General features: G+C 35.7%; 34 protein-coding genes and 1 riboswitch. Of the genes, 16 read left to right on the top strand and 18 right to left on the bottom strand.

The window, feature by feature from the left end; genetic code table 11:
- Positions 1-128 precede the first annotated feature (128 nt).
- From ACXVYO_RS18435 to ytzI, 5 genes are all read right to left on the bottom strand, one after another.
- Positions 129-386, bottom strand: a complete 258-nt coding sequence (locus tag ACXVYO_RS18435; RefSeq protein ID WP_458468141.1) for a YczI family protein — start codon at positions 384-386, stop codon at positions 129-131.
- 11 nt (positions 387-397) lie between these two features.
- Positions 398-637, bottom strand: coding sequence for a hypothetical protein (locus tag ACXVYO_RS18440; protein WP_458468142.1), 240 nt, complete (start codon positions 635-637; stop codon positions 398-400).
- Positions 638-660: 23 nt separating this feature from the next.
- Entirely contained in the window at positions 661-894 is a 234-nt protein-coding gene (locus tag ACXVYO_RS18445; protein ID WP_458468623.1) for a DUF3953 domain-containing protein, read from the bottom strand.
- A gap of 28 nt (positions 895-922) precedes the next feature.
- Positions 923-1,153: a YczI family protein gene (locus tag ACXVYO_RS18450; RefSeq protein WP_193672203.1), complete on the bottom strand. Its 231-nt coding sequence runs from the start codon at positions 1,151-1,153 to the stop codon at positions 923-925.
- Positions 1,154-1,305: 152 nt separating this feature from the next.
- Positions 1,306-1,455, bottom strand: coding sequence for a YtzI protein (ytzI, locus tag ACXVYO_RS18455; protein WP_000912935.1), 150 nt, complete (start codon positions 1,453-1,455; stop codon positions 1,306-1,308).
- A gap of 83 nt (positions 1,456-1,538) precedes the next feature.
- On the opposite strand from ytzI, the gene ACXVYO_RS18460 reads away from it, so the two are divergent.
- The 3 genes from ACXVYO_RS18460 (at position 1,539) to ACXVYO_RS18470 (ending at position 3,074) form a co-directional block, all read left to right on the top strand.
- Positions 1,539-1,856 carry a hypothetical protein gene (locus tag ACXVYO_RS18460; protein WP_000448410.1) on the top strand — a complete coding sequence of 106 codons (318 nt, stop codon included), beginning with the start codon at positions 1,539-1,541 and terminating at the stop codon, positions 1,854-1,856.
- Between the two features lie 84 nt (positions 1,857-1,940).
- Positions 1,941-2,420, top strand: a complete 480-nt coding sequence (mutTA, locus tag ACXVYO_RS18465) for an antimutator 8-oxo-(dGTP/GTP)ase (protein WP_000276386.1) — start codon at positions 1,941-1,943, stop codon at positions 2,418-2,420.
- Between the two features lie 114 nt (positions 2,421-2,534).
- On the top strand, positions 2,535-3,074 hold the full coding sequence (locus tag ACXVYO_RS18470) for a DUF3267 domain-containing protein (protein WP_458468143.1): 540 nt from the start codon (positions 2,535-2,537) through the stop codon (positions 3,072-3,074).
- Between the two features lie 97 nt (positions 3,075-3,171).
- On the opposite strand, the gene ACXVYO_RS18475 is transcribed toward ACXVYO_RS18470, so the two are convergent.
- On the bottom strand, positions 3,172-3,843 hold the full coding sequence (locus tag ACXVYO_RS18475; RefSeq protein ID WP_458468144.1) for an HAD family hydrolase: 672 nt from the start codon (positions 3,841-3,843) through the stop codon (positions 3,172-3,174).
- A 93-nt stretch (positions 3,844-3,936) separates the two neighbouring features.
- On the opposite strand from ACXVYO_RS18475, the gene ACXVYO_RS18480 reads away from it, so the two are divergent.
- Together ACXVYO_RS18480 and ACXVYO_RS18485 are read left to right on the top strand one after the other, a co-directional pair.
- Complete coding sequence (locus ACXVYO_RS18480) at positions 3,937-5,049, top strand: recombinase family protein (RefSeq protein ID WP_458468145.1); 1,113 nt, start codon at positions 3,937-3,939, stop codon at positions 5,047-5,049.
- Between the two features lie 207 nt (positions 5,050-5,256).
- On the top strand, positions 5,257-5,484 hold the full coding sequence (locus ACXVYO_RS18485) for a hypothetical protein (protein WP_000849118.1): 228 nt from the start codon (positions 5,257-5,259) through the stop codon (positions 5,482-5,484).
- Between the two features lie 33 nt (positions 5,485-5,517).
- On the opposite strand, the gene ACXVYO_RS18490 is transcribed toward ACXVYO_RS18485, so the two are convergent.
- The 3 genes from ACXVYO_RS18490 to ACXVYO_RS18500 are packed head-to-tail and all read right to left on the bottom strand — an operon-like array spanning position 5,518 to position 8,100.
- Positions 5,518-6,324, bottom strand: coding sequence for an ABC transporter permease (locus tag ACXVYO_RS18490; RefSeq protein WP_458468146.1), 807 nt, complete (start codon positions 6,322-6,324; stop codon positions 5,518-5,520).
- Positions 6,317-7,081, bottom strand: a complete 765-nt coding sequence (locus ACXVYO_RS18495) for an ABC transporter ATP-binding protein (protein ID WP_458468147.1) — start codon at positions 7,079-7,081, stop codon at positions 6,317-6,319. The genes ACXVYO_RS18490 and ACXVYO_RS18495 overlap by 8 nt, the downstream gene beginning before the upstream one ends.
- 11 nt (positions 7,082-7,092) lie before the next feature.
- Positions 7,093-8,100: an ABC transporter substrate-binding protein gene (locus tag ACXVYO_RS18500; RefSeq protein ID WP_458468148.1), complete on the bottom strand. Its 1,008-nt coding sequence runs from the start codon at positions 8,098-8,100 to the stop codon at positions 7,093-7,095.
- A 120-nt stretch (positions 8,101-8,220) separates the two neighbouring features.
- Between ACXVYO_RS18500 and ACXVYO_RS18505 the strand changes: the two genes are divergently transcribed.
- The 3 genes from ACXVYO_RS18505 to ACXVYO_RS18515 all read left to right on the top strand — a co-directional run bounded on the left by ACXVYO_RS18505 (position 8,221) and on the right by ACXVYO_RS18515 (position 11,176).
- Positions 8,221-8,517 carry a DUF3986 family protein gene (locus tag ACXVYO_RS18505; protein ID WP_000455571.1) on the top strand — a complete coding sequence of 99 codons (297 nt, stop codon included), beginning with the start codon at positions 8,221-8,223 and terminating at the stop codon, positions 8,515-8,517.
- A gap of 11 nt (positions 8,518-8,528) precedes the next feature.
- On the top strand, positions 8,529-8,759 hold the full coding sequence (locus ACXVYO_RS18510; protein WP_073516824.1) for a hypothetical protein: 231 nt from the start codon (positions 8,529-8,531) through the stop codon (positions 8,757-8,759).
- Positions 8,760-9,031: 272 nt separating this feature from the next.
- Positions 9,032-11,176 (top strand): LTA synthase family protein, encoded by a 2,145-nt coding sequence (locus ACXVYO_RS18515; RefSeq protein ID WP_458468624.1) that lies wholly within the window; start codon positions 9,032-9,034, stop codon positions 11,174-11,176.
- A 231-nt stretch (positions 11,177-11,407) separates the two neighbouring features.
- Here ACXVYO_RS18515 and ACXVYO_RS18520 read toward each other — a convergent pair whose 3' ends face one another.
- Positions 11,408-12,217, bottom strand: coding sequence for an alpha/beta fold hydrolase (locus tag ACXVYO_RS18520; RefSeq protein WP_458468149.1), 810 nt, complete (start codon positions 12,215-12,217; stop codon positions 11,408-11,410).
- A gap of 17 nt (positions 12,218-12,234) precedes the next feature.
- Positions 12,235-12,396, bottom strand: a complete 162-nt coding sequence (locus ACXVYO_RS18525; RefSeq protein ID WP_458468636.1) for a hypothetical protein — start codon at positions 12,394-12,396, stop codon at positions 12,235-12,237.
- Positions 12,397-12,580: 184 nt separating this feature from the next.
- On the opposite strand from ACXVYO_RS18525, the gene ACXVYO_RS18530 reads away from it, so the two are divergent.
- Positions 12,581-13,834, top strand: coding sequence for an ATP-binding protein (locus ACXVYO_RS18530; protein WP_458468150.1), 1,254 nt, complete (start codon positions 12,581-12,583; stop codon positions 13,832-13,834).
- Positions 13,831-15,051: an ATP-binding protein gene (locus ACXVYO_RS18535; protein ID WP_458468151.1), complete on the top strand. Its 1,221-nt coding sequence runs from the start codon at positions 13,831-13,833 to the stop codon at positions 15,049-15,051. The genes ACXVYO_RS18530 and ACXVYO_RS18535 overlap by 4 nt, the downstream gene beginning before the upstream one ends.
- A 265-nt stretch (positions 15,052-15,316) precedes the next feature.
- Here ACXVYO_RS18535 and ACXVYO_RS18540 read toward each other — a convergent pair whose 3' ends face one another.
- Positions 15,317-16,306, bottom strand: coding sequence for a collagen-like protein (locus tag ACXVYO_RS18540; RefSeq protein WP_458468152.1), 990 nt, complete (start codon positions 16,304-16,306; stop codon positions 15,317-15,319).
- A gap of 194 nt (positions 16,307-16,500) precedes the next feature.
- The gene (locus tag ACXVYO_RS18545) at positions 16,501-16,704 is read right to left on the bottom strand and encodes a hypothetical protein (RefSeq protein ID WP_458468153.1); all 204 of its coding nucleotides are present in this window, start codon (positions 16,702-16,704) and stop codon (positions 16,501-16,503) included.
- Between the two features lie 90 nt (positions 16,705-16,794).
- Between ACXVYO_RS18545 and ACXVYO_RS18550 the strand changes: the two genes are divergently transcribed.
- Together ACXVYO_RS18550 and ACXVYO_RS18555 are read left to right on the top strand one after the other, a co-directional pair.
- Positions 16,795-17,118: an iron-sulfur cluster biosynthesis family protein gene (locus ACXVYO_RS18550; RefSeq protein ID WP_000289561.1), complete on the top strand. Its 324-nt coding sequence runs from the start codon at positions 16,795-16,797 to the stop codon at positions 17,116-17,118.
- 194 nt (positions 17,119-17,312) lie between these two features.
- Entirely contained in the window at positions 17,313-18,218 is a 906-nt protein-coding gene (locus ACXVYO_RS18555; RefSeq protein ID WP_458468154.1) for a DMT family transporter, read from the top strand.
- 28 nt (positions 18,219-18,246) lie between these two features.
- On the opposite strand, the gene ACXVYO_RS18560 is transcribed toward ACXVYO_RS18555, so the two are convergent.
- Positions 18,247-18,468, bottom strand: a complete 222-nt coding sequence (locus ACXVYO_RS18560; protein WP_000639043.1) for a hypothetical protein — start codon at positions 18,466-18,468, stop codon at positions 18,247-18,249.
- A gap of 429 nt (positions 18,469-18,897) precedes the next feature.
- Here ACXVYO_RS18560 and ACXVYO_RS18565 point away from each other — a divergent pair, with 429 nt between their 5' ends.
- Positions 18,898-19,281, top strand: a complete 384-nt coding sequence (locus ACXVYO_RS18565) for an ATP synthase subunit I (protein ID WP_458468155.1) — start codon at positions 18,898-18,900, stop codon at positions 19,279-19,281.
- Between the two features lie 193 nt (positions 19,282-19,474).
- Here ACXVYO_RS18565 and ACXVYO_RS18570 read toward each other — a convergent pair whose 3' ends face one another.
- On the bottom strand, positions 19,475-19,675 hold the full coding sequence (locus ACXVYO_RS18570) for a hypothetical protein (protein ID WP_458468156.1): 201 nt from the start codon (positions 19,673-19,675) through the stop codon (positions 19,475-19,477).
- 275 nt (positions 19,676-19,950) lie between these two features.
- Positions 19,951-21,537 carry a phosphoenolpyruvate carboxykinase (ATP) gene (gene pckA, locus ACXVYO_RS18575; protein ID WP_073516812.1) on the bottom strand — a complete coding sequence of 529 codons (1,587 nt, stop codon included), beginning with the start codon at positions 21,535-21,537 and terminating at the stop codon, positions 19,951-19,953.
- Between the two features lie 228 nt (positions 21,538-21,765).
- Positions 21,766-21,887, top strand: a riboswitch (SAM riboswitch).
- Between the two features lie 167 nt (positions 21,888-22,054).
- On the opposite strand from pckA, the gene metK reads away from it, so the two are divergent.
- Entirely contained in the window at positions 22,055-23,254 is a 1,200-nt protein-coding gene (metK, locus tag ACXVYO_RS18580; RefSeq protein WP_000163120.1) for a methionine adenosyltransferase, read from the top strand.
- A 41-nt stretch (positions 23,255-23,295) separates the two neighbouring features.
- On the opposite strand, the gene ACXVYO_RS18585 is transcribed toward metK, so the two are convergent.
- Positions 23,296-23,475, bottom strand: a complete 180-nt coding sequence (locus ACXVYO_RS18585) for a hypothetical protein (RefSeq protein WP_458468157.1) — start codon at positions 23,473-23,475, stop codon at positions 23,296-23,298.
- Positions 23,476-23,481: 6 nt separating this feature from the next.
- A complete protein-coding gene (locus tag ACXVYO_RS18590; RefSeq protein WP_458468158.1) occupies positions 23,482-23,661 on the bottom strand; it encodes a hypothetical protein in 180 nt (59 codons plus the stop codon).
- A gap of 332 nt (positions 23,662-23,993) precedes the next feature.
- Between ACXVYO_RS18590 and ACXVYO_RS18595 the strand changes: the two genes are divergently transcribed.
- Together ACXVYO_RS18595 and ACXVYO_RS18600 are read left to right on the top strand one after the other, a co-directional pair.
- On the top strand, positions 23,994-24,503 hold the full coding sequence (locus tag ACXVYO_RS18595; protein ID WP_000117133.1) for a MogA/MoaB family molybdenum cofactor biosynthesis protein: 510 nt from the start codon (positions 23,994-23,996) through the stop codon (positions 24,501-24,503).
- On the top strand, positions 24,500-25,102 hold the full coding sequence (locus tag ACXVYO_RS18600) for a molybdenum cofactor guanylyltransferase (RefSeq protein WP_458468159.1): 603 nt from the start codon (positions 24,500-24,502) through the stop codon (positions 25,100-25,102). The genes ACXVYO_RS18595 and ACXVYO_RS18600 overlap by 4 nt, the downstream gene beginning before the upstream one ends.
- Positions 25,103-25,120 lie beyond the last annotated feature (18 nt).

Raw genomic sequence — 25,120 nt, forward strand, 5'->3', positions numbered from 1 at the left:
TTTTTATGAAAGTATACTAGACACCCCAACATACAAAACAAAGGCAGAACCGAGAAAATAAAGTGAAACTTTAATCAGTGGGGGGGTTCTTCATCCCCCACTGATTATTAGTTGAACCAATCGGACTTTTATGGGCAGTTGATCCCCCGCCTAATTTCTTTGCTTTCGCTGAATTTTGAGGTGGGGGTCTTACTGCCCATTAAAGCGGGATAAACAAATGCTTTTGCTTTTTGCCGCTCTTTTATTTCATCGATTCCAAAAAGGATAAACATAATACTCAAAAGGATAAAAACGTATGGTAACAGCATAGAGAGGTTTGCGAAGAAGCTAAATAGGGCGAGAATAAGTGCGATAGTGGCAATTATAATTCGAATGTTTTTTAACATATAATCCTCCTTTAAAAGAACATTATAAATGGAATAACAAAAACAATCGTAAAAAGACGTAAACCGATGCTAATAGCTCCAATTTGTTTTTGCTGTTTTTGAATCGTCTCAATTCCTACTAAAATACCATATAAACTAAAGAGGAGAAAAATGATAGGTGAAAAGATTTGAAAGTTCATTGTAAATGTGCTGTATAAACATAAGATCAAAGTAATAAAAACGATGGTTAGCTGTAATTTTCTTATATGCATTTGAACCTCCTAGTAGAAAATAATTACCGAGAGACAAAAATGATAATAGCAACGATTAAAGTGAATACACCAGAAAAGAAGGAGAGTGTACTGTGTACTTTCTTTTGTTTCTGTTTTTCTTCTGCACTCATGATGAAGGCCATAATAGATAAGGTGATGAGCATATAAGGCATTGTAACAAGAGCGTTTGTCAACATTACGGATAGAGCGAGAGCCATGACGATAAGAGCAGATACAATTCGTAATGTTTTTAGTATACAAATCTCCACCTTTTAAATAGATTATTTACCGAAATAGTTCTGAGAAGCTAAGAAATAAAGCACCGGCTCCAGCCATGAAAGCGAGTATACCGCTAGATTTTCTGTCTTGTTTTATTTCTCCTAGCGCTACAGTGAAAGCCATTAATCCTAAGAAAAAGAACATATAAGGCATTATTTCTCTATTGCCAGTAAAAAATCCATAGATTGCTATACATAAAGCGATAAGTGCAAAAGTAATTCGAATACCATTTAACATAAAAACGCTCCTTCTATTTTATTTGTTCAATGGCAATGAGAAACAGTAAAGCTCCTAATAGAAATTGTGAAAGTGGTAGAAAGTTATGTTGAACTGTCAGGAAATTAATACTGGATAGGATGTGGGCTAAAATAAGTAGTATATGAAGCGTATTATGAATTCTTCTTGCTGTTTTTTGTATAAGGATTATCTTCTGGTTTATCAACAGAATGTTTATATGCGTAGCCTTTATTAATCGTCATGACGGAGAGTACTAGTATGACTAGGACGATTATAATACCGATAATTAATATTTTGAGCATAAAATCCCTCCTTCTCTTTATTTTACATAATTTTGTAATTGATGAAAACAATAGAAATTAAAAGGATGAAAGAAGGGTGTTACATGGAGACGAAAAAAACATATTATATATCAATAGGAAACGGTCAAATTTCACAAGTGAAGACGGCGGATACGTATAATTTTGAAATTTCCGCAAGTGATGAGGAAATTACGGAGTTAAGAGAGTACTTCGATCAAGCATATGTAGAGGATTTAGGTTCATTTGTACGTTCTCACGTTCCGTTTGTTGAGTATCATCACGATTCAAATAATGACCGATATGATGAACAACTACAAAAAGCATATAAAATGATTTACGATTTAGGAAATCATGAGACGAAAGAATTAGTCGCGCAAATGGGAATAATCAATGGATTGTAATTGGATAATATTATGCAGAAAAGCGAGAATATGCTACAATTTGTGGTAGGAAAAACTTGTAACCATCAATAGGGGAGTAATGGCATGTACAAATTTAAAGATTATTACCACAACACTGTACAATTATCGTTTGAACGTTATCCATTTTCTCCTGAGCCAAAGCATGTTTGGGTTGTATGCCGGTACGGGGATCAATGGTTATTAACGCATCATTTACGTCGCGGTCTTGAATTTCCAGGTGGTAAAGTAGAACTAGGGGAAACACCGGAAGAAGCGGCAGTTCGAGAGGTTCATGAAGAAACTGGCGGCATAGTTTCTGATTTAACTTACTTAGGACAATATAAAGTATCTGGAAAAGACAAAATAATCATTAAAAACATTTATTTTGCAACAATTAGTGCGGTAGAAGAACATACGCATTACGAAGAAACGAAAGGGTCTGTTTTATTAACAGACATTCCTGACAATATTAAAACGGATAGAAAATTTAGCTTTATAATGCGCGACGATGTATTAGCGCGTACGATGAAACATATAGAAGAAATCGGCTGTTTTACGAAGTAAAGTGGCTGGTTTCTTTTTTTTTTTTTTTGTAAGAAAAATGTAAATATATCTTTACATCATTTTGGGTATATTATACAATTTTGTAAAGATATATTTACATTTTAGGAGGGGAAGATGGATAACAGAAAAGAAACAACTGTTACTGTTTCGATGGTTAAATTAAATATTTATGCATTTCTTATAATATTCGCTTTGGCGTTTGGAATTGGTTATTTGCATATATTTCTTTCAGGCGGGGTTCAATTTGAATTTACATTGCCCGTTATGTTTCTTTTGATTATTGGAATGATTGTTTTCGTTTGTATTCATGAGGCAATACATTTAATTGGATTTCGTTATATCGGAGGTGTTCCGTGGAGTGAACTAACATGGGGCGTCAATTGGAAATTAGGTGTAGCATACGCTCATTCTAAAAAAGAAATTACAGTAAAGCAAATGAAGAAAGTGTTAATGTTACCGTTTTTACCGACTGGAATTTTGCCAATTGTATTGGGATTAGTTATGAATCTGGAGCCACTCTCATTTTTAGGAATTTTACTAACAGCGAGTTGTATCGGTGACATTGCCTTATATCAAAAAGTTTCAAAGTTTCCAGATGATGCGCTAGTTAAGGATCATCCGAGTGAACCGCAGTTTACAGTTTATGAATCATAAAGGAGGAGGCGCTAGAGTAGCGACCTCCTCTTGTTATTGTCACTTTTTGTCGGTAAATCAATATATTGCAAAAATCGCTGATATAATTTATTAACTATTATTTTGTTTTCATCTCTACCTCTAAAAACGAAAGCACCTCCAACAAATCGTTCACCGTGCGTGAATGCTCAAAGTCACCCCAAAACGAATCTCTCTTCCAAACACCAAGAATTCCTACTCGTTCAGAACCAAGCACATCGTTTTCTGGATGATCTCCAACGTAAAGACATTCTGTGGCCTTAACGTCTAGTTTTTGCAAAGCTCGTTCGAAAATTTCAGGATGTGGTTTTTTAATCCCTTCCGCTTCTGAAACGAGAATTGTATTTGTATACGTATGTATGTTTAGTGCACGAAGATTGTTCATTTGAAAGTCAGTAAAGCCATTTGTAATAATACCAATTTTAATATTTTGTTGTGTTAAACGTTGAAGTAATTCATGCGTGTTTTGGAAAGGGATACAATGATGTTGAAAATTTGTAATGTAGTCGTGCAGCAGTTGCTCTGGCGTTAAAGTGGTAATATTGTATTCGCAAAGGAGAGTAGCATATACTTTATCTTTCCACGTATAGCCATTATTATCGAGTTCAAGAAACCGAGAACAATACTCTGTTTTTTCTATGCTCCTTAAGTGAGAGGAAAAACGATTATATTGATCATGAATAAATTGTTCTAGAGATTGGCGCCGATCTAATAGTGTTCCATCTAAGTCGAATAAGACTGCTCGAATCATGAGAAACCTCCTTATAGTTTGTATAATTAAGTATCGCATATTCTTTAAAAAATGATTATGATACTTTTGTAGAATGGAACGATGGAGGTTTATATGAAGGAACTGTATAGAAAGTTAGTAGGGTTTATCGTCGCAATTGGTTTAATAACAGGATGCGATATTTCTATGAAGAGTGTGAAGGAAAAAGAAATTTGTAAGACAGAAGAAGAATGCGTGGAAATAGGAGATAAGAAACTTCAAAAAGTATATGAAAAAATAGATGGATTATCTGAGCTTGAAGCAGTAGAAGATTATGATATAGAAGAGCATGAAAGTGTGGATATGAAAGAGGCAGAGCAGAAAAAAGAGAATGACGAAAATTATTTCTTTTTAGCTTCTTATTATATTGATGGTGATGAAATTGTAGATCCTTATTTTGAAAAAATAGAACGGAAACGTTTAAATAAAGTATTCGCTGAAGATAAAGAAGCGAAAGAAGAGGTGCTACAACAACGTCAAGATAGAGGTTATCATGAAGATTTATGGGATATGTACCGCACTCTCATCCCGGCTAAATATCGCGGGAATATAACAGAATTTGATTTAATAACGGACGGTTATGACGGTGTTGTTGCTCACGTTATGCCTAGTATGGAGAATCCAAAAGATTGGACGCTAAGCTTAGATACACTTGATTCTGCGGTAAATATCGATGAAGTGATGAAAACATTAATTCACGAGACGGCTCATGTGTTGACACTCGGACATAAGCAAATACCAGTAGATGAAAAGTATTTGAAGGATTTTGAAGAAGATAAAGATATTTCAACGTACAGAAGTAACTGTGAAACGCTTTTCTTACAAGAGGGGTGTGCGAGGGAGAAATCTTATATTAATCAATTTTATAACTCTTTCTGGAAAGATATTGAGCAGGAGTGGACAGAAAAGAAAGTGGAAGAAAGTGAAGAAACTCAAATTGAATTTTTTAAAGAAAAGCATGAGGAGTTTGTATCACAGTATGGAACGACCAATGTAGCGGAAGATATTGCAGATACGTTTACAGCGTTTATTTTGCAAGATTCCAAAAAGGTGAAAGAAGGATCGGAGTTAAAGTATAAAAAAATTGCGTTCTTCTATCAGTTCCCTGAACTTGTGAAAATGAGAGCGGAAGTGTTGACGGGGTTATATGATGTTTCGAAAACGATAGAACAACAAAGTGGACACTAATACGAGTTTTTAGCCAAGAAAACGTAAAGAATTTTAGTTCTTTGCGTTTTTTATGTTGATAAAATTGAAAATTCTGTCTTTTTATAAAAAGAAGAAGGAACTGACGCTTTAAAAGAGAATTAGTATAAAAATGTCACAAATTAGACACAATTATAATGCGCATATTGTAGGGACTAAAAGTTTACTCTCAAGGAGGTAATGAAACGTATGAAAACGATTCTTGCGGTTGCTGGTCTCATTTGGGTAATGTCTCACGGTTTTCCGATTTTTGAAGGAGAGCAAATTCGTAGTGCATTAAATAAAAAGTATGATGATTATCATGTAATAGATCGAAAAGAAAATGTCGTTACAGTACGTGTGAAAGATTGTTTCCATACAGTTACGGTTGCGGATGGCAACGTTACAAATGAAACAAAGATGTGTGATAAAAGGTAAAGAAAGAAGCTGACTATAGTCTATCGTCCTAAGTCAGCTTCTTTTTCGTTTTCCAATTAGAAGTTTTTCAAATGCCTCAACAAACACATACATAAGTGTTGCGAGGACACAGGTGAGTAGTACGCTCAGTAAGACGAGCGTGAAATTAAATACTTGGAATCCGTAGCTAATTAAGTAGCCAAGACCTTGTTTAGAGACGAGAAGTTCACCGAATATAACACCAACCCATGATAAACCAACGTTCACTTTTAACGTGGAAATAATTGCTGGGAAGGATGCAGGGAGAACTACTTGCTTATAACATTGCCACTTATTGGCTCCAAATGTGTCCATCACTTTTATATAGTTAGAATCGACTTCTTGAAATGCGCTGTAAATAACGAGAATGGTAATGATGATGGAAATGATTACTCCCATTGCAATCGACGAAGAAATATTTGGACCGAAGATTACAATGATAATAGGTCCAAGGGCCACTTTTGGCATGGCATTTAGGACGACGAGATAGGGATCGAGTACGCGGGCGAGAAGTGGCATCCACCAAAGGAAAGTAGCGATAATAGCCCCGAGCACTGTTCCAAGAATGAAGCCTACTCCAGTTTCAAGTAGTGTCGTCCATATGTGGACCCAAAGCGAACCGTCAAGCCATTTACTAAGGAAGAGATCCCAAATGCTTGAAGGAGAGCTAAAGAGTAAAGGATCAATCCACTCTTTTTTGCTAGCTATTTCCCATAGTGCAAAGAAAAGAATGAGCAGTAAAAGCTGCAGTGAGCGTGCTAACCATGCGCGCTTGCGTTCTTTTTTCTGAAACTGTTCATGTAGTTGCTTTATATTATCCAAGTCGCTCCAGCTCCTTCCATATATCTTGGAAGAGGTTTGGGAAGTCATGGTGGTGGCGTGATTCTAACGGTGATAAGGAACGGATGCTTTCTGGGACGATAAATGTTTTTGCGATTTTTCCAGGATTTGCTTGTAGTAAATAAATACGATCACTCATCGCAATGGCTTCTTCGATATCATGTGTCACGAGTAGTGATGTTTTCTTATATTTGCGTAGTAAGCTGAAGACGAGATCTTCAAGTTTCAACTTCGTTTGATAATCGAGAGCCGAAAAAGGTTCATCTAGCAATAAAATTTTCGGATCGGTCGCTAACGTTCGAACGAGGGCGGCACGTTGACGCATACCGCCTGACAGTTCACGAGGGTATTGCTCTTCTACATCATGTAGACCGACTTGTTTTAAAAGTTGTAAAGTATGTTCTTTCGTCTGTTCATTGTAAATTTTTCGTGTGTGAAGTCCAAGCATAATATTCTCTTCAATTGTCTTCCAAGGGAACAAGTAATCTTGCTGCAACATGTACCCCATAGATGAAGTTTTCGTTGTAATGGGTTCACCATCTAAAAAGACGATACCTTCAATTGGGTCAAGCAGTCCGGCAATAATGGAGAGGAGTGTTGTTTTGCCGCAACCACTTGGACCGAGTATAGAAATAAATTCGCCTTCTTCCACTTGTAAACTCATGTCTTCGAGAATCAATTTAGCATTCTCTTTTGCGAAAAAGCAGTGAGAAACGTTACGTATTTGTAAAAAACTCATACACTTCGCCTCTATTTCTTAATAACGCTTTCGGCAATTTTTGTATTGACGAGCGCTTCATGTGGAACTTCTTTTTGTAATTCGCCAGCTTCTTTCATAATCGTTTGGAGCTGTTTCCATTCTTCAGCATCTAATAGCGGATTTGTCGCATAAGAATGTTGCTTTTTATAACGCTCAATTACTTTTACTGTAATGTCTTTTGAAGTGTCTTTAAATAATGGAGACACGGCATCAGCAATCTCTTCTGGACTATGTGTATCAACCCATTGTTGTGCTTTATAGAGCGCACGTGTGAATTTCTCAGCAGCAGCTTTATCATTCTTTAAGAAGCTTTCTTTTGCCATGAACGTTGTATACGGAACAGTTCCAGATTCATTTCCGAACGAAGCGACGATAAAACCTTTTCCTTCTTTTTCAAATATACTTGCAGTCGGTTCAAAGAGCTGTACAAATTCCCCGGTACCAGATGCAAAGGCACTTGCAATGTTAGCAAATTCGATGTTTTGAACTAAGTTCGTATCTTTGTGAGGATCAATGCCATTTTTCTTTAAAACGTATTCTCCAACCATTTGCGGCATGCCGCCTTTACGCTGTCCTAAAAACGTAACACCTTTTACGTCATTCCAATTAAAAGAGTCTAATTTTTTACGCGAAACTAAAAATGTTCCGTCTGTTTGTGTAAGCTGTGCGAAGTTAATGACAGGGTCTTTTGCACCTTGTTGATGAATGTAAATAGACGTTTCAGAACCGACGAGAGCAATATCAATTCCGCCAGATAATAGGGCGGTCATCGTTTTATCTCCGCCAGCTGTTGTTTGGAGGTCAATATTTAATCCTTCATCTTTAAAAAATCCTTTTTCAATCCCGACATATAACGGGGCGTAGAAGAGAGAATGGGTAACTTCGCCGATGCGAATGTTTTGCGTTTGTTCTTTCGTACCTTCCTTTTTACTACTGCAAGCAGCGAATGTGAAAACAGCTAGTAACATGATGCAAAAAACAGCTATAAATTTTTTCACTATATGACACCTCCTAGAAGTCACTCTACAAGCATGATATGTAGGTAAGTGCCCATATGTGAGTGTAGATAGCAGGAATTTTTTGGGTGATAAAGAAGTACAAATATAAGGGGTGATAAAATGGAGTACGAATATGATGATAGCGTACATTTACATCTTGATTATTTCGGAACAGAATGTGATATGGAATCGATTGCTTATAAGCGGAAGAATGAAGACGTGTGGGATGTGTATTTTAATTTTGGAGCATACGGTCTTCAGAAAGATGAAATCGAGACAGGTAGATTTATGGACGAATATGCTGGTCATTATGTTTTTTCTGTACATGCTCGTGATCTTAGTTGGGAATTTGGAAGTGCTCAATTTGAAGAGTGGGTTTTGAGAAATCAAATAGTAGAAAAATCGCTGCAAAAATAGGGAGGAATTTTGTGGTCGATTTTCTCATTTTCTTGTTCATTTTCGTAGTCGGATTTTTTATTATGCAAGTACTCATTTACCGATTTGCAAAGAAAAACATTCAAAAATATACAAAAATAAAATGGGTTCATATGTGGCTAGAGATGAATATGAAAAAGGGTCCGAGATTAGATCTTTTTGATTTTGTAGTTATCGTGTTTGTATGTATTATATGGAAAGTATGGATGTATTCTCTTCTATAATACATATGCTCATGTCTGTTAAAATGAAGGAGAACCTGTCAGTGTTGATAGGTTCTTTTTTTATGGTAATAATTTTGTGAAGCATAGTTCATTGATGCTGCTAGAATATAGAGCGAAGAAGGTTTATCACGTTCAATCCTGAATGGAGCGGACACATTAAAGTTTCATTGTATTTTTAAGGGGAAATTAAGGATACAAGTGTATATTACAAGCACATAGGGAGACTAGCCGCATACAAATATGGTATTTTGTATAGGACAATATGTTTGTGGATGCGAGACGAAGGGGTAAAGGAAAGAGGGAATAAATTGCGTTTTGATTTTTTAACACAACAACGAAGAAGAGATGAATTTTATCTTAGTTTTTCTCCTCAAAAGCCGAGGAAGAATCTATTAATTTCTATCATTCTTAGTGGAATGTGGGCGATTTGTTTAGAAACGCTGTTTTTTGTTATGTTAAGATCTTTCGAATTCGAGAGAACTAAAGAATTTTTTAATGGGAAAATACAGCTAAGTATACTCATTATTGTTTTGTGGGGTGTACTACTATACATTATTCATTTAAATAAAGGCATCGGTCATAAACTTAGGCCGGCTATTAGAGCTTACGCCTTACTATTTTTAATTGCCCATACAATGAATTGGATGTATATCATGATGCAGGAGAATATGAACCTTGTATTAGTTAATAACTGGGTTTACCAGCGATACGGACAGTATATACTAAGCCTATTATTTATTTATATGATATATGTTTTTGTGTATAGTTTGCTTGGACGAATCTTTTTGAGTGTCACGATAACAAGTTTGGTGTTAATTATCTTTGGTATTGTGAACCATTTTAAACTTATTTTTAGAGGAGATCCATTCTATCCGTCTGATTTCATACAGATTACTCAAATGCAGTCCGTTATACCAATGGTTATGGACTATTTTAGTTGGTGGACTATATTTTTGGGAATATTCGGGATTACTCTGCTTGTATATTTAGTTATGTATATACGAAAGCATATTCCAGTTATAAAACCTAATATAATTACGAGAATTATTTTAATATGTGGTTCTACGTTTATGGTGTATGCATATAGTAATTATCCTACTACATTTATGAGTAATGTATTGCAAAAATATGGGGTAACCTTCGTGGCTTGGAATCAAAATGTAAACTATGCTGATAATGGTTTTGTTTTAGGATTTGTCAGTAACTTGGACACAACTGTTATTGAGAAGCCAGAAAAATATTCAAAAGAAACTATGCTACAAATTTCAAATGATATAAAGAAACAATATGGAAACAATGTAGGAAAAAAAGAAAAGAGCGAGAAGCCGAATATTATATTTTTCATGAGTGAAGCTTTTTGGGATCCAACAAAGCTAATGAACCTTTCATTTAGCGAAGATCCGGTGCCGAATTTACATCACTATATTGAGAATTTTCCAGGTGGACAAACAGTATCTCCTGTATTCGGGGGAAACACAGCGAATACAGAATTTGAAGCGTTAACGAGCTATTCAATGAGCTTTTTAAAGCAAGGTTCTATACCATATCAACAAGCGGTGACAGGACAAAGAGAAATTCCTTCTATCGCAAGTGAATTGAAAAAACATGGATATTATACGAATGCAATTCATGCTTATGGAAGATCATTTTATAAGCGGGATGATGTATACAATGTTTTAGGAATTGATAATTTCAATGCAGAAGATACAATGCAAAACGTAGAGGTAGATGGGGATTATATTAGCGATGTATCTATTAGTAAAGAAATAATAGAGGAATTGAATAAGAGAAAGCAACCTACGTTTATTCATGCAGTTACGATGCAAAATCATTTCCCATTCAATCCAGGACGATTTGAAGAAAAGCAAATAGAAATTAGCGGATTAACAGAAGAGGGATCGAAAGCAGAATTAGAAACATATACTGAGGGTGTACGTCGTTCTGATGAGGCTCTAAAATATTTAGTAGAACAAATTCAAGAGCTAGAAAGGCCTACTATATTGGTCTTCTTTGGAGATCACTTACCGATATTAGGGGTAAATAAAGCTATCTATGAAGAAGCTGGATATATAGAAAATGAAGAAACTCTCAATGAAAGATTAGCTATGTCAGAAACGCCATTGTTAATGTACGCAAATTTCGATTTGCCAAATGACAATTTAGGTTTAGTCAGTCCAATTTATTTTTCTAATCTTGTTTTTGATTATGCAGGGATAAATAAATCACCGTTTTATCAATTTTTATCGGAAATGCATAAAGAAATACCAGTCCTTAAAGAGGAGTTAAAGGTTAATAAAGATGGAGAAGAGATAACAAATTTAACAAAGAAACAAAAAGAAATGTTAGAGCAATATAAAATGATCCAATATGATTTACTTGTTGGAAAGCAGTATAGTAAAGATATACTTTTTAAATAGAAAAACAAAAAGAACTTGTATAACGATACAAGTTCTTTTTTTATAGTATTTAACGGGGTAACCAGACAAGCTGGGTTTAGGGAGTATTACCTGTACATTTAGTATAAATGATAATGTAATCGTTTTATTGATTAATTTGTGAGAAATGTGTGAATTTTATTTCTTATCAAAACTCCATTCATATGTGTAAAATACAGCATTGATTTTTAATTTTTTTACATATGGATACATTTATGAATGCAAAAACTTTATAAGTTCTTCATTTAATTCATCTGCTTGATCGATTGGAGAGCCGTGACCGCTATTTGTAAGAGGATGTAACTGAGAATTTTTGATCCGCTTTTGCGTGAGTTCAGCACTTTTGTAAGGGATAAGTTGATCGTGAACACCGTGGAATATTTTTGTTGGGACGTTAATTTTACTTAAATCTTTCGTTACATCTTCATTTGCGGCTGCTTGCAATATTTTGATGAGAGCGTAGGAAGCAGACTGCATACCGAGATAAGAAAACCATTCTAACGTAGCAGATCCTAAGTTTCTATTAAAAAATGATAAAGATACATCATTTAAAAATTTTGGCATATTGGCATACATTTGATTAATGAGGGTATCTGCTTGTTCTTTTGGGACACCATAGGGAGATTCTTGATTTTTAATGAAAGAGGGGGAAACAGCATCGACTAATACAAGTTTAGAAATGCGATGGCCATTGTAGCGGGACATGTACCGAATAGAAAGAGCGCCACCTACTGAAAAACCGACTAATGTAGCATTTTCTACTTGAAGTGCTTCTAGAACAATAGCAATATCGTCTGCTAAACGATCGTATGTGTAACCAGTCCATGGTTTATCAGATTGTCCGTTTCCGCGTATATCCATAGCGATGCAGCGGAAACCGTGCTGTGGTAACACATTGAGTTGATATTGGTACATTTGATGATTTAAAGGCCACCCATGGACGAAGAACACGGTTTTACTACCAGGTCCGGGATTAACGTCTTGCACAAAAATATGCACATCTTTCTCGACGGTAACAAACATAAATTATCCCCCCTAACCTATTCATATGCTCTATCCCAAAAGCGTTGTTTCGTCATAGCTTTAATGAATTCGTTTGCAAATTGCGTAGGGTTTTGTTCTATTAAGACACCAGGCTTTCCTTCATTCTCACGGGTGAAGGCTTCCAGTTGTTCTGTTTTTTTATTTTTTTTGCCGTCCATATAAAACACCTCCCATAATATACGTATTATTGTTTATAGCTTTTATGCTTATATATAGTCTGAAGATACTTTGCTTTATTGGGATGATTTTCCTCAAATGTTCGATTTATCTTTGTTTGTCTATGAAAATCATTTATTATAATAAATGGTATTCTTCGAGATATTATTTTGAAGGGGTGTTGAAGTGAAAGAAAGTTTTCTATCATATAAAGAAGAAGAAAGGAATGCAAAAATTTTTTTATGGGTGTTGTATGTCGCGGTTGGTGTATACCAAGGTTCTTATGCAATCGTATTAGAAAATAAAGCATTAATAGAAAACTGGCATAGAGGAATGTGGCAAGTTTTATGTGGAGTAGCAATACTATGCGTGAATATATACTTAGTGAAAAGAGAAAAAGCAAACCTTGTGAAATATACATGTATATTCGTATACATAGGGATAGAAATCCTGAATATACTTTCGTATATTTTTTATAATAAGGTGGCATTTGAGGCGACGAATATAATAGAGATTATATTTATTTTCTTTGTACCTATATTTATAAATAAAAGATTTTTTGTGTGCGTACTTGTCACTATTATAGGGAAATATTTAATTTATTTATTTGTATTAGAGGAAGTAAAAGCGTTTATGTTCCTCATTATGTATACACTTGTATTAATAGCAGCATATATCATTTTAAATCGATTTATACAATACCTTTCAGCGGTAAGGAGAAGTATTAAGATTGCTAGTGAATCACAAAAATTAGCAGTAATCGGAAAAATGGCAGCGACTGTAGGACATGAAATTAAAAATCCACTTGCTTCATTAAAAGGGTTTACGCAATTACAACGAGAGAAGCATGGAGAGGACCCTATTTACAAACAGATGATTTATGAAATAGAAAATATGAATAGTATGATAAGTGAGTTGATGGAAGTTGCTACATGTAAACCTTCTATTTATAAGAAACATAATATAGGAGAAATTGCAATGCAAGCAGTAATAATTGTTCGCGAAAAAATAAATGAATCCAACATTCAGCTTGTTTCTAATATGGAAGAAAAGGTGTTAGAAGTTGAATGTGATGAGCGGAAAATAAGAGGAGTCTTATTATATGTCATCAACAATGCTCTGGAGGCAATGGAGCAAGGTGGCACATTAGACTTACGATTAGAAAATAAAGGACAAGATTATGTAATGCTAAGTGTAATCGATAATGGTTACGGTATTAAGAAGGAAAATTTATTCCGTGTTAAAGAGGCCTTTTATACAACGAAACAAGATAAAATTGGTCTGGGACTTACTGTAGCAGATCGAATTGTCAACGAACACCTTGGTAAGTTACATATTTCAAGTGAAAGAGATAAGGGAACGAGAATAGATATTATTCTTCCAAAAAAGTGTGGAAATAATGAAATACAAGTGGGAGAAAAGCTAGGAGTTACCATATGAATAAAAATGATATATTTAAAAATGAAGAAATAAAGGCGTTGAAAATATATTTAAGTTTATTTTTTATTATATTTTTTGTATACGATCTTGCCTACGAATTTATTGTACCTTTACTAGGAGGGGAGCAAGAAGGAGTAGGGGAATTTGAAGATGGTTTAGGGTTATGGCTCTATTTTCTGATGGTGATCTTATTTTGCACTGGAATATACTTTATGAAATGGAAAAATCCATTTGCAGTAAAATATATTATTTTAATTGGATATAATCTATTAGATTTCATCCATAATTTTATGATTTATTACGGTAGTGACGCTGAGTTTGATGGTGGGAATATAGTAGAAGGATTTTTTATTTTATTTGCACCAATCTTTGTGAATAAAAGGTATTTTTGGTTAGTTACGGGGATACTTGTTGGAAAGTATGCTCTTATAGGAATCATGATTCAATCGTCACTCGTTTTAATCCCAATGGCATTATATAGCGTATTTACTATTATATGTTGGATTATGTTTTTGAGATTTCAGTCTTACGTTCGTACGCTTGAGATGATGGATAAAGAAATAGAACAAACAGAAAAACTAGCGACTGTTGGGAAAATGGCAACAGTTATTGGCTACAAAATTAGAGGACCTCTAGCGAATTTAAATAAATTTGTGAATAAGCAAGCAAATAAATATCCAGAGGATAAAATATATAGTGATATTATGAAACAAGAAGTAGAACGCATTCATACAATCGCTACAGAACTTAGTGGATTTGAGAAATCTAAATCAGCAGAATCAGAAATTCATAATATAGAAGAAATTATCGCTTATGTTATTCGAGTTATGGGGAAGCCTGCTTTAAAGCAAGGAGTGCACATACAAGGTATTTATAGTAAAGACATACCATCGATTACATGCGATGAAAAACGATTAAAGCAAGTATTTTTTAATTTAATTAAAAATGCCATTGAAGCAATGTCAGTTGGCGGAACGATTACGATCAAAGTGACTGTGGAAGATGCAATTATTGTTCAAGTTAAGGATGAGGGTTGCGGCATTCCAAAAGACAAAATTCCGAAGCTAAATGAAGCTTTTTACACAACGAAAGAAACAGGAACAGGTTTAGGTTTAGTAGTTACAGAAAAAATTATTAAAGACCATAACGGTAAAATGAGTTTTGAAAGTGAAGTTGGGGTTGGAACGACAGTGAAGGTTATATTGCCGATAGAATGAAAAACTAATTTTAAAAGGGAGATCACTTATTTGAGAGTGATCTCCCTTTTTTATCGTGGATGAGAGGAAGACATGTTGATAAAGGTAGGAAAGTTAGTTACATTAACATAATGTATATAATTGATAAATCCAATATATGGATTTATTTACAATGACAGTATATAATGAACTTGTCTGTTATTTGTTTTAGTTCATTTGTATTTCTATTTGTTGGGCCCCAATTATTGGGGCCTTTTTTGTTAAATAAATTACTGTTAAGAAGGTACTAAATATTAGTGATTAGAAAAATAGAATATACAGCACTTGCAGTAATGCCAGGGGTAATATAAAGGGATATAGCATCTCCTCTCGAAACTGGGTTTCCAGTTGTAACGCTAGTCCAAATTACAGTAGCGGGACCTACCGCTGGAGTGGGATTAAACACTTGAATTTGTCCTGATCCAGTATCCGTCGGTTTAATTGAAAATATCATAGTTCCGGTAATTTTGTCAGAGGTAGTTAAGGTAATAGTAGATAGGATGTAACTAGACGTAGGGGCAGTGAGGTTTGTTGGGACATTCCTGCAAATATTAATCGTATAAACAGCAGCAGGTAAATTATTTATATTTATAGACGCAGAAAATCCAACTATACTACCGGCTCCAGCAGTGACATACGGAATAACATTAGAGTCAATTCCAGGAGAACCCGCTATACGTTGAAAACCAGCATTTGTTCCTTGAAAAACAATACTTTTTGCTGATGCACTACCTACAGTTCCAGTAGGTCCAGTGTTCCCAGTAGGTCCAGTGTTCCCAGAAGGTCCAGTATTACCCATAGGTCCGGTACTGCCGGTAGATCCAGTATTACCCGTAGGTCCAGTGATGCCGGAAGGTCCAGTGATGCCGGAAGGTCCAGTACTACCAGAAGGTCCAGTATTACCCATAGGTCCGGTACTGCCGGTAGATCCAGTGTTTCCAGTAGGCCCACTTTCTACTAATACGATATAATCTGGAGATACATTTGGAAATCCTTGAGGTGCATCCTTTTTTACAACATAGCCGCTGCTCGTATAAGTGACAACTTGTCCTTTTTTATAGGTGGGAGCGGCTGCTAGACTAAAGGCGGTAGTACTTTGAAAACCAGCTCCGGAAGGCCCGACAGAGCCCGAAGGTCCAGTGATGCCGGAAGGTCCCGTGCTACCAGTGGGCCCGGTGTTTCCGGTAGAGCCACTGTTGCGTCTGCCGTCGCAACTAAAACAATTACGTGGGTACATGTATGTTCTCCTTTCTATATTTTGAAAAACTAGTTTTAAAAATAGAATTACTATATACATATTATGAATTCTATATTTTTGTGTGTTCGATTGTATTGTATGTCTAGATTTCAAAAATAGGGGAGAAATAGATTGTGCTAGATCTAACGATGAGTGACATGTTTGTTTTTCCTGCTTAACAGAATTCCGCCTGGTTAGTTTTTCTTATTTTTCATAGCAAAATAGGAAGCGGATAGGAAACAAATAAAACCTGAAATCCAGCCAATAGAAGGAGAATAGGGAAGTATATGTTGTAATACGATTCCGCTAGAAATAAAAAAGCTACCGAGTAGCCCTAAGAAGATGGGGTATCGCAGTAATTTGAACATGAGTGATACAACCTCCTTTATGACATACATCGTATATTAGTCTTAATTTTCTGTATACAATGTTTTGGAAAAATAGTGGTACAATATATGAATGATACGAGAGAGGATGAGCATTAACATATGTACGTTACTGTAACAGAAGCAGCATATAAAAAGATTATGGATACGATTCCAAATGAAGCGAAATATATAAAGTTATTTTACGATAATGAAGGTTGCGGTTGTGTCATGAGTGGAATTATCGATTTAGTAGCTGTAGCAGAAAAAGATGAGCGCGATGTGGATATCGAATCTAGCGCAATGAATTTTATTGCAGATCGCACAAAGCTTGTATTTATGGATGATAAGTTAACAGTTGATTGGCATGAAGGTGGAGGCACTTTTCAGTTGAAGAGCCCGAGTCAATTTTATAATCCAAATATGAAGTTACACGTTCGAGTGTAGTAAAGGAAAGGTGGTTCCAAAATGTGTTTTGGAACCACCTTTTTTAATTGTATAAGTCGATATATTCGAAAAACCGCTGATATAATTTTATGTACCGAAGAAAAACTCTCCATGTAATACAAAGATTTTTTCACATAATGAAATGTACATATGATTGAATTTTCTGTATAATCTTATTTGCGGAGGGGATACGCATGAGAAGATGGGGGATTGAATTTTTAATTTTAACAGTCGTTATTATTTGGGGGATCAATTTTACGATTGCGAAATATGGGCTTTTAGAATTTACAGCAATTGAGTTTACTGCACTTCGGATGATATCGGCGGCACCGCTTATGTTACTCCTTACCTTTTTTATTGAAAAGTCGGTTTATATGGAACGAAAGGATATACCTAGATTAATCATCGTTAGCGTTGTAGGTATTGTACTGTATCAAACATTGTTTATGGAAACTGTCAAATATACATCCGCTACAAATGCCTCTTTACTCATTTCTATTTCACCTATTTTTACAACTTTATTTGCGATTTTTTTGAAACAAGAAAAGTTTTCTTCTCGAAAGTTTATCGGTTCTATCATTGCCTTTGGCGGTGCAGCATTAGTTTTAGTAGCAGGACATTCACTTGCTAGTTCTTTTTATGGAAATGGAATGGGGCTAATTGCATCAATATGCTGGGGGCTTTATCCTGTCTTAGCAGGTCCATTAATTAAAAAATATTCAGCATTACGTGTTACCGCATGGTCAGCATTAGTTGGCGCGATTCCGCTTTTATTGTTAAGCGGTCCATACGTGTTTATAATGCCATTTCACATTACACATGGAATGACACTGTTTGCTTTACTATATTCGATTTTCTTTGTAACAGTATTTGGTTTAGTGATGTGGTATGTTGGTATTCAAAAAATTGGAGCGTCACATACGATGGTATATATGTATATAACGCCACTTGTAGCTGTTTTATTTGCAGCTATATGGGCAAATGAATATGTATCGTTTCAACAAATAATCGGTGGCATTATTATTTTCTCCGGTCTATGGCTTGTGAAATCGGAGAAAGTAAAAATTCATTCTATTGCGGGGGAGCCTATATCAAAATAGGAAAACAGATCACCTATGATCTGCTTTCCTATTTTTTTATTTTTGGTAAGAAGACGAGAAATAAGATAGCAGTAATAAGTGGAATTAAGTTTAAAAATGGAATACGGAAGAGTGTGATAAGAATAATACCTGGAAGAAGAACACCGAGGACAGCGTAAAAAATACTATGATTTTTCGTGTACCAATACAATGAAAGTCCAATAAGTGCAGGGATAATGAGGTGAATGAGAGCCATTAAAAAATAAATCATTAGACGCCCCCTTTATTTGTGTGCTTATTACATCATATCCGTATGTTCATAGATTGATATCACTTTTTTCATAAATGGACGAAAAATGTTTGGAAAAACGTCACAAATTATGAGAATATGATGTTTGAAATCTTGTATAATATTATTTCCTAAAAACATTAAAAACAACATAAACATACTGTTTATGTTGTTTTTAATTTGAGTGAAATGGATGTAAGTAGTATAAACTGGAAAGAAATTTTTTGTTGGATAGATAAAGTGAAACTTTAATCAGTGGAGGGGGGCATCCCCCACTGATTATTAGTTGAACCAATCGGGCTTTTACGGGCAGTTGATCCCCCACCTAACTTCTTTGCTTCCGCTGAATTTTGAGGTGAGGGTCTTACTGCCCGTTAATGCGGGATAAAAATTACTGAAGAGGAGAACAGCATGATTAGTATGTCATTAAGATCGTTTAAAATTCAATCGTATTATTTACTAGGTTTTCTTTTACTAGGCTGGATGTTAACGCCGTTTTCAGCTCATTTTCTAGGTGCAGGAATTGGACTTATTGTAAGTATGTATTGTGTTTGGCTTTTAGGGAGACGAATTGAGAAGCTTGGAGATAGTATCGTAAAGAAAACGAAAGCACCGACGCTTGGTATGTTTAATCGTTTTGCAGCAGCTATTTTGGGTGCTGTTATTATGTACGAAATTGAACATCATATGGTTATGTGGGCATTTGCAGTAGGGATTATGGGTGGCTATTTCTTAATTGTTGTTAATTTAGGTTACTATAGTATGAAGGATGAAAAAGAATTAAAGAAGAGCTAAAAAGATAAAAGACTGTTTTAGCCCCATGCGATGTGAAACGAGAGAGGTAGTGAGTAGGGATATAATTTATATATTCGAAGCCGTAATTCGTCTATGTAAAAATGGGTTAATCTGGGATCAGTGATGATATTACAATAGGAAGCGTAACTTTGTATAAAATGCAGGTTTCTGCTTCCAATAAGTTGATATGAAATTACGTATTAGTATGACCCTTACTTAGGTTCTTTAAAAAGGTGGATATAATACAACAAGTTATTCCAGTAATTAGAATAATATATTTTATCGTTTCACTTGTATGCTGAAATAAATTAACGTTAAGCATCACAAGTCCCCAAAATAGTTGGATCGCTCCGTAACTGAATAAAATTTTTCCTGTACGAGACAAATTTTTCATAGGACTCACCCTTTCCTGTATATGTAAATTTTATCATAAAAAACGAAAATCGAATAATTATAAAATGAATTTTCTGTAATTTTTCCGAACTACATCACGGATGAAGAGAGAAGATATAGAAAGAAGCTTACGTAAAAAACGTAAGCTTCTTTTTTATGTAAGTGTGTGTAACCGTTAAGCCGCATTGGGTTTTGTCGGTGAGTACGCGGAACTTTACGGTTACACGACACTTATTCATATGAGTAAAAAGGGTTATTCCAACAGAAAGTTTGTACTTAAGCGATTGGACCGCCTAAGTTAATAATATCTTCAGAAACGCTGTCGAACTTTTTGAAGTTCTCTTTGAATTCGCTCGCAAGCTCGATTGCTTTTGCTTTGTAAGCAGCTTTATCAGCCCAAGTTTGTTCAGGCATTAACACTTCGTCAGGTACACCTGGTACGTGAAGTGGAACTTCAAGACCGAAGATGTCATGTTTAGCTGTTTCTGTTTTTGCAAGTTCGCCGCTTAATGCTGCTTGAATCATTGCACGAGTGTAACCTAAGTTCATACGTTTACCAACGCCGTATTCGCCACCAGTCCAGCCAGTGTTTACTAAGAATACTTTCGCATCGTGTTTCTCGATTTTTTCACCAAGCATTTCAGCATAGCGAGATGCATCAAGTGGTAAGAATGGTGAACCGAAGCAAGTTGAGAATGTTGCTTGCGGAGATGTAACGCCGCGCTCTGTTCCTGCTAGTTTACTAGTGTAACCACTTAAGAAATGATACATAGCTTGTTCTTTTGATAACTTACTGATTGGAGGCAATACGCCAGATGCATCAGCAGTTAAGAAAATGATTGTATTTGGGTGTCCAGCAACACTTGGCAGTACGATATTGTCGATCGCATGCATAGGGTATGCAGCACGAGTATTTTCTGTTAAAGTAGTATCGTTATAGTCTGCGATACGCGTTTGGTTATTAATGATAACGTTTTCTAAAACAGATCCAAATTTGATTGCATCGAAAATTTGTGGTTCTTTCTCGTGAGAAAGGTTTACACATTTTGCGTAGCAACCGCCTTCAATATTGAATACACCGTTATCAGACCAACCATGCTCATCATCACCGATTAATTTACGGTTTGGATCAGCAGATAATGTTGTTTTACCTGTTCCAGATAAACCGAAGAATAGTGCTACGTCGCCTTCTTCACCTACGTTTGCAGAGCAATGCATAGAAAGAATATCTTGTTCAGGTAGTAAGAAGTTCATAATAGAGAAGATTGATTTTTTCATTTCTCCAGCGTATTCTGTACCACCAATTAGTACGATACGTTTTTCGAATGAAACCATAATGAATGCTTCAGAGTTTGTACCGTCAACAGCTGGATCAGCTTTGAAATTCGGTGCAGAAACAATTGTGAACTCTGATTCATGAGTTGTTAATTCTTCTTCAGTTGGACGAATGAATAATTGATGTACAAATAAATTGTGCCATGCATATTCGTTAATAACTTGGATTGGTAGGCGGTAATTGCGGTCAGCGCCTGCAAATCCATTGAAGATGAATAACTCTTCTTTTTCTTTTAAGTATTCTAAAACTTTAGTATATAATTTATTAAAATGTTCTTCAGAAATCGGTTGATTCACTGCTCCCCAAGCAATTTTGTCAGCAACCGATGCTTCTTTCACAATAAATTTATCTTTAGGAGAACGTCCTGTATATTTTCCTGTTGAAGCAGAAACGGCACCAGTAGAAGTTAATTTCCCTTCATTTCGCATTAATACTTTTTCCACTAATTGCGGAACACTTAGTTGAATCTGTGCATTGCTTCCGTTCAATAATTCGTGTAAACCAATTTGGACATTCACAGTACTCATATTTATATACCATCCTTTTCATTTAATGAAATATTTCTCGTAATCCCCAACAAGAGTATAACACAATTATATAAATAATGTATACTATTTATTTCTTTTTGTTTGTGTGAATGCATTATTTCCTTATTAATATTTCATTTCAGGCGTATTGAGAAAAACTTTCAGGAAAATGTGAATATTAATTGACAAATGAATATCATTTCTTTAGTATAGGTTGGGACGGATACTCTCTTATCCCGAGCTGGCGGAGGGACAGGCCCGATGAAGCCCAGCAACCTCACTTGTAGTGGTAAATACAGGTGAATAGGTGCTAAAACCTGTGCGAGGCTACAGGTCTCGAACGATAAGAGCGAAGGGCAAAAAGCAGTATGCAAGTAGCAAATTAAACCTTTCCTCTATGTAAAGTGGGAAAGGTTTTTCTGTATGCTTGTGGGAGAATAAATGTATGTCGCAGTTTGTGGCAAATTAAGGATGAGTTCCGTACAATATATACAATTACTGTAGGGAGGTTTACCACATGACAAAAAAACGTCATCTGTTCACATCTGAGTCTGTAACTGAAGGACATCCAGATAAAATTTGTGACCAAATTTCTGATTCAATTTTAGATGCGATCTTATCAAAAGACGCAAATGCACGTGTAGCTTGTGAAACAACTGTAACAACTGGTTTAGTATTGGTAGCGGGGGAAATTACGACTTCTACTTACGTAGATATTCCAAAAATCGTTCGTGAAACAATTCAAGGCATTGGTTACACACGCGCAAAATACGGATTCGATGCAGAAACTTGTGCAGTTTTAACATCTATCGATGAGCAATCTGCTGACATCGCTATGGGTGTTGACCAAGCGCTAGAAGCACGCGAAGGTCAAATGACTGACGCTGAGATTGAGGCAATTGGTGCAGGAGACCAAGGTTTAATGTTTGGTTTCGCATGTAATGAGACACAAGAGTTAATGCCACTTCCAATCTCACTTGCTCACAAATTAGCTCGCCGTTTAACTGAAGTACGTAAAGATGATACATTATCATACTTACGTCCGGATGGAAAAACGCAAGTTACAGTTGAGTATGATGAAAATGGTAAACCTGTACGTGTAGATACAATCGTAATTTCTACACAGCATCATCCAGATGTTACATGGGAAGAAATCGATCGCGATTTAAAAGAGCATGTAATTAAAGCTGTAGTTCCAGCAGAATTAATGGATGGAGAAACGAAATTCTTCATTAACCCAACTGGCCGCTTCGTAATTGGTGGACCACAAGGTGATGCTGGTTTAACAGGACGTAAAATCATCGTTGATACTTACGGTGGATACGCTCGCCACGGTGGCGGTGCATTCTCTGGTAAAGATGCAACGAAAGTTGACCGTTCAGCAGCATATGCAGCTCGTTATGTTGCGAAAAACATCGTAGCAGCTGGTCTTGCTGATAAAGCAGAAGTACAACTTGCATACGCAATCGGTGTAGCACAACCAGTATCAATTTCAGTTGATACATTCGGCACTGGTAAAGTATCTGAAGACGTACTAGTAGAACTAGTTCGTAACAACTTCGATCTTCGCCCAGCTGGTATTATTAAAATGCTAGACTTACGTCGCCCAATTTACAAACAAACAGCAGCTTACGGCCACTTCGGACGTACTGATGTAGATCTAACATGGGAACGTACAGACAAAGCTGTAGCTTTAAAAGAGCAAGCTGGTCTATAATATATGAAAAAAAGCTTTGCGCCGTGAGCGCAAAGCTTTTTTTATTTTGTTTTATTTACTACTTGGATGCAAGAACCACAATAAACTTCTCCTTCTAGCTCAATGTACTTTTTCATGTTCGTCATACCACTTGCCGGAAATGGCGTATGAATGTATGCTTTTTCATACGTTTGTATTTCTTTTTTACATGATTTACAAAGGATAGGTTTCTTGCGGAACATAGACGGTCACCCTTTCAGTTGGCGTGCTTTTCCTGCACAAAAGGCACTGCTTAGTAAAAATAGTGTTGCGAATATAATGCTTACTAATGTAGCGTATGGAATTGCGCCTTTTAAAGAAAAGCCAACAGTAATGGAAGCGACGAATAAGAGGATAAATGTTGTTGTTAATTTTTTATAAAATTCCATAATATGTAGACCTCCTTATTTAGAGATAGAACGTTTGAATATAAAATCTACTATATAGGCAAGTACGAGAGGGATTAATGTGCTAGTCAAATAGTAGCGAATACCACCATCAGGCATAAGCACATACAATTTTAAAAAGTTAATATCGAACCTGTAAGCGATGCATTGAAAAAGGGATAATATAATTAGGAATGGTATAATGGGTACGTATCGTGTCATATTTTGAATCATGTAAAGCTCCTTTATATGGATAAATATACTTATATTGTATCATATTGAATTCTTTAATTTATACATAATTTTACAAAGTTAAATGAAAGGAAAGATGAAAAATGAGCGTAACTGAACATAAAAAACAAGCACCGAAAGAAGTGCGTTGCAAAATCGTAACGATCTCCGATACACGTACAGAAGAGACGGACAAGAGCGGACAACTACTACATGAATTGTTAAAAGAAGCAGGGCATACAGTGACCTCTTATGAAATTGTAAAAGATGATAAAGAAAGTATTCAGCAAGCGGTGTTAGCTGGTTATCATAGGGAAGATGTTGATGTCGTGTTAACAAATGGCGGTACTGGCATTACGAAACGTGATGTGACGATTGAGGCAGTATCAGCTTTATTAGATAAAGAAATTGTCGGGTTTGGTGAGTTGTTCCGCATGATTAGTTATTTAGAAGATATCGGAAGCAGCGCAATGTTAAGTAGAGCGATTGGCGGTACAATTGGGCGCAAAGTTGTCTTTTCTATGCCAGGGTCTAGCGGAGCAGTTCGCCTTGCGATGAATAAATTAATTTTACCGGAATTAGGTCATATTACATTTGAGCTGCATCGCCAATGAGTAAGTATGTTGGAATTGTATTGGCGGGCGGTATGTCGAGTCGATTCGGTGAGCCGAAAGCTTTAGCGAGCTGGCAAGGTAGTACTTTTATTGAGCAGATTTTGAAAGTGATGACAACTGCGTTACAAGAAGTTGTGGTCATTAGTAACTCCGATATAAAAGAGCGAGTAGAGGAACTTGTACAAGTTCCTGTTATAGAAGATATTCCGCATTATAAAGGAAATGGACCACTTGCTGGAATTGTATCAGGAATGGAATATATAGAAGCAGATTGGTATGCTATTATGCCTTGTGATGCGCCAAATGTTTCGCATGAATGGTTTACCATTTTACTAGAGCAAACGAGCAATGAATATGATGCGGTTGTCCCTATTATTAATGGAAGGAAACAACCGTTACTTGCAGCGTATCATAACCGTGTGAAAGAGAAGGTTTATGCTTTGCTTCAGGAAGAAAAAAGAAGTATGGGCCAGCTTTTATCACAATGTAATGTGAAGTATGTTTCTGGAGAAGATGTACAAGCGAATGCGGATTGGTTTATGAACGTAAATACGAAAGAAGAATATATGCAGGCTCAAAAAAACCTTTCAAATGAATGAAAGGTTTTTTGATATACA

Source organism: Bacillus sp. BC08 (assembly GCF_054326875.1).

Coding starts and splice junctions, on each gene's coding strand:
- pckA (WP_073516812.1), bottom strand. CDS start 21,537: ATGAGTACTGTGAATGTCCAAATTGGTTTACACGAATTATTGAACGGA.
- ACXVYO_RS18600 (WP_458468159.1), top strand. CDS start 24,500: ATGAGTAAGTATGTTGGAATTGTATTGGCGGGCGGTATGTCGAGTCGA.
- ACXVYO_RS18515 (WP_458468624.1), top strand. CDS start 9,032: ATGCGAGACGAAGGGGTAAAGGAAAGAGGGAATAAATTGCGTTTTGAT.
- ytzI (WP_000912935.1), bottom strand. CDS start 1,455: ATGCTCAAAATATTAATTATCGGTATTATAATCGTCCTAGTCATACTA.
- ACXVYO_RS18485 (WP_000849118.1), top strand. CDS start 5,257: ATGAAAACGATTCTTGCGGTTGCTGGTCTCATTTGGGTAATGTCTCAC.
- ACXVYO_RS18495 (WP_458468147.1), bottom strand. CDS start 7,081: ATGAGTTTTTTACAAATACGTAACGTTTCTCACTGCTTTTTCGCAAAA.
- ACXVYO_RS18595 (WP_000117133.1), top strand. CDS start 23,994: ATGAGCGTAACTGAACATAAAAAACAAGCACCGAAAGAAGTGCGTTGC.
- ACXVYO_RS18535 (WP_458468151.1), top strand. CDS start 13,831: ATGAATAAAAATGATATATTTAAAAATGAAGAAATAAAGGCGTTGAAA.
- ACXVYO_RS18570 (WP_458468156.1), bottom strand. CDS start 19,675: ATGAAAAATTTGTCTCGTACAGGAAAAATTTTATTCAGTTACGGAGCG.
- ACXVYO_RS18545 (WP_458468153.1), bottom strand. CDS start 16,704: ATGTATGTCATAAAGGAGGTTGTATCACTCATGTTCAAATTACTGCGA.
- ACXVYO_RS18540 (WP_458468152.1), bottom strand. CDS start 16,306: ATGTACCCACGTAATTGTTTTAGTTGCGACGGCAGACGCAACAGTGGC.
- ACXVYO_RS18555 (WP_458468154.1), top strand. CDS start 17,313: ATGAGAAGATGGGGGATTGAATTTTTAATTTTAACAGTCGTTATTATT.
- ACXVYO_RS18505 (WP_000455571.1), top strand. CDS start 8,221: ATGGAGTACGAATATGATGATAGCGTACATTTACATCTTGATTATTTC.
- ACXVYO_RS18520 (WP_458468149.1), bottom strand. CDS start 12,217: ATGTTTGTTACCGTCGAGAAAGATGTGCATATTTTTGTGCAAGACGTT.
- ACXVYO_RS18585 (WP_458468157.1), bottom strand. CDS start 23,475: ATGTTCCGCAAGAAACCTATCCTTTGTAAATCATGTAAAAAAGAAATA.
- ACXVYO_RS18440 (WP_458468142.1), bottom strand. CDS start 637: ATGCATATAAGAAAATTACAGCTAACCATCGTTTTTATTACTTTGATC.
- mutTA (WP_000276386.1), top strand. CDS start 1,941: ATGTACAAATTTAAAGATTATTACCACAACACTGTACAATTATCGTTT.
- ACXVYO_RS18565 (WP_458468155.1), top strand. CDS start 18,898: ATGATTAGTATGTCATTAAGATCGTTTAAAATTCAATCGTATTATTTA.
- ACXVYO_RS18460 (WP_000448410.1), top strand. CDS start 1,539: ATGGAGACGAAAAAAACATATTATATATCAATAGGAAACGGTCAAATT.
- ACXVYO_RS18450 (WP_193672203.1), bottom strand. CDS start 1,153: ATGTTAAATGGTATTCGAATTACTTTTGCACTTATCGCTTTATGTATA.
- ACXVYO_RS18470 (WP_458468143.1), top strand. CDS start 2,535: ATGGATAACAGAAAAGAAACAACTGTTACTGTTTCGATGGTTAAATTA.
- metK (WP_000163120.1), top strand. CDS start 22,055: ATGACAAAAAAACGTCATCTGTTCACATCTGAGTCTGTAACTGAAGGA.
- ACXVYO_RS18475 (WP_458468144.1), bottom strand. CDS start 3,843: ATGATTCGAGCAGTCTTATTCGACTTAGATGGAACACTATTAGATCGG.
- ACXVYO_RS18435 (WP_458468141.1), bottom strand. CDS start 386: ATGTTAAAAAACATTCGAATTATAATTGCCACTATCGCACTTATTCTC.
- ACXVYO_RS18550 (WP_000289561.1), top strand. CDS start 16,795: ATGTACGTTACTGTAACAGAAGCAGCATATAAAAAGATTATGGATACG.
- ACXVYO_RS18525 (WP_458468636.1), bottom strand. CDS start 12,396: ATGGACGGCAAAAAAAATAAAAAAACAGAACAACTGGAAGCCTTCACC.
- ACXVYO_RS18560 (WP_000639043.1), bottom strand. CDS start 18,468: ATGATTTATTTTTTAATGGCTCTCATTCACCTCATTATCCCTGCACTT.
- ACXVYO_RS18480 (WP_458468145.1), top strand. CDS start 3,937: ATGAAGGAACTGTATAGAAAGTTAGTAGGGTTTATCGTCGCAATTGGT.
- ACXVYO_RS18590 (WP_458468158.1), bottom strand. CDS start 23,661: ATGGAATTTTATAAAAAATTAACAACAACATTTATCCTCTTATTCGTC.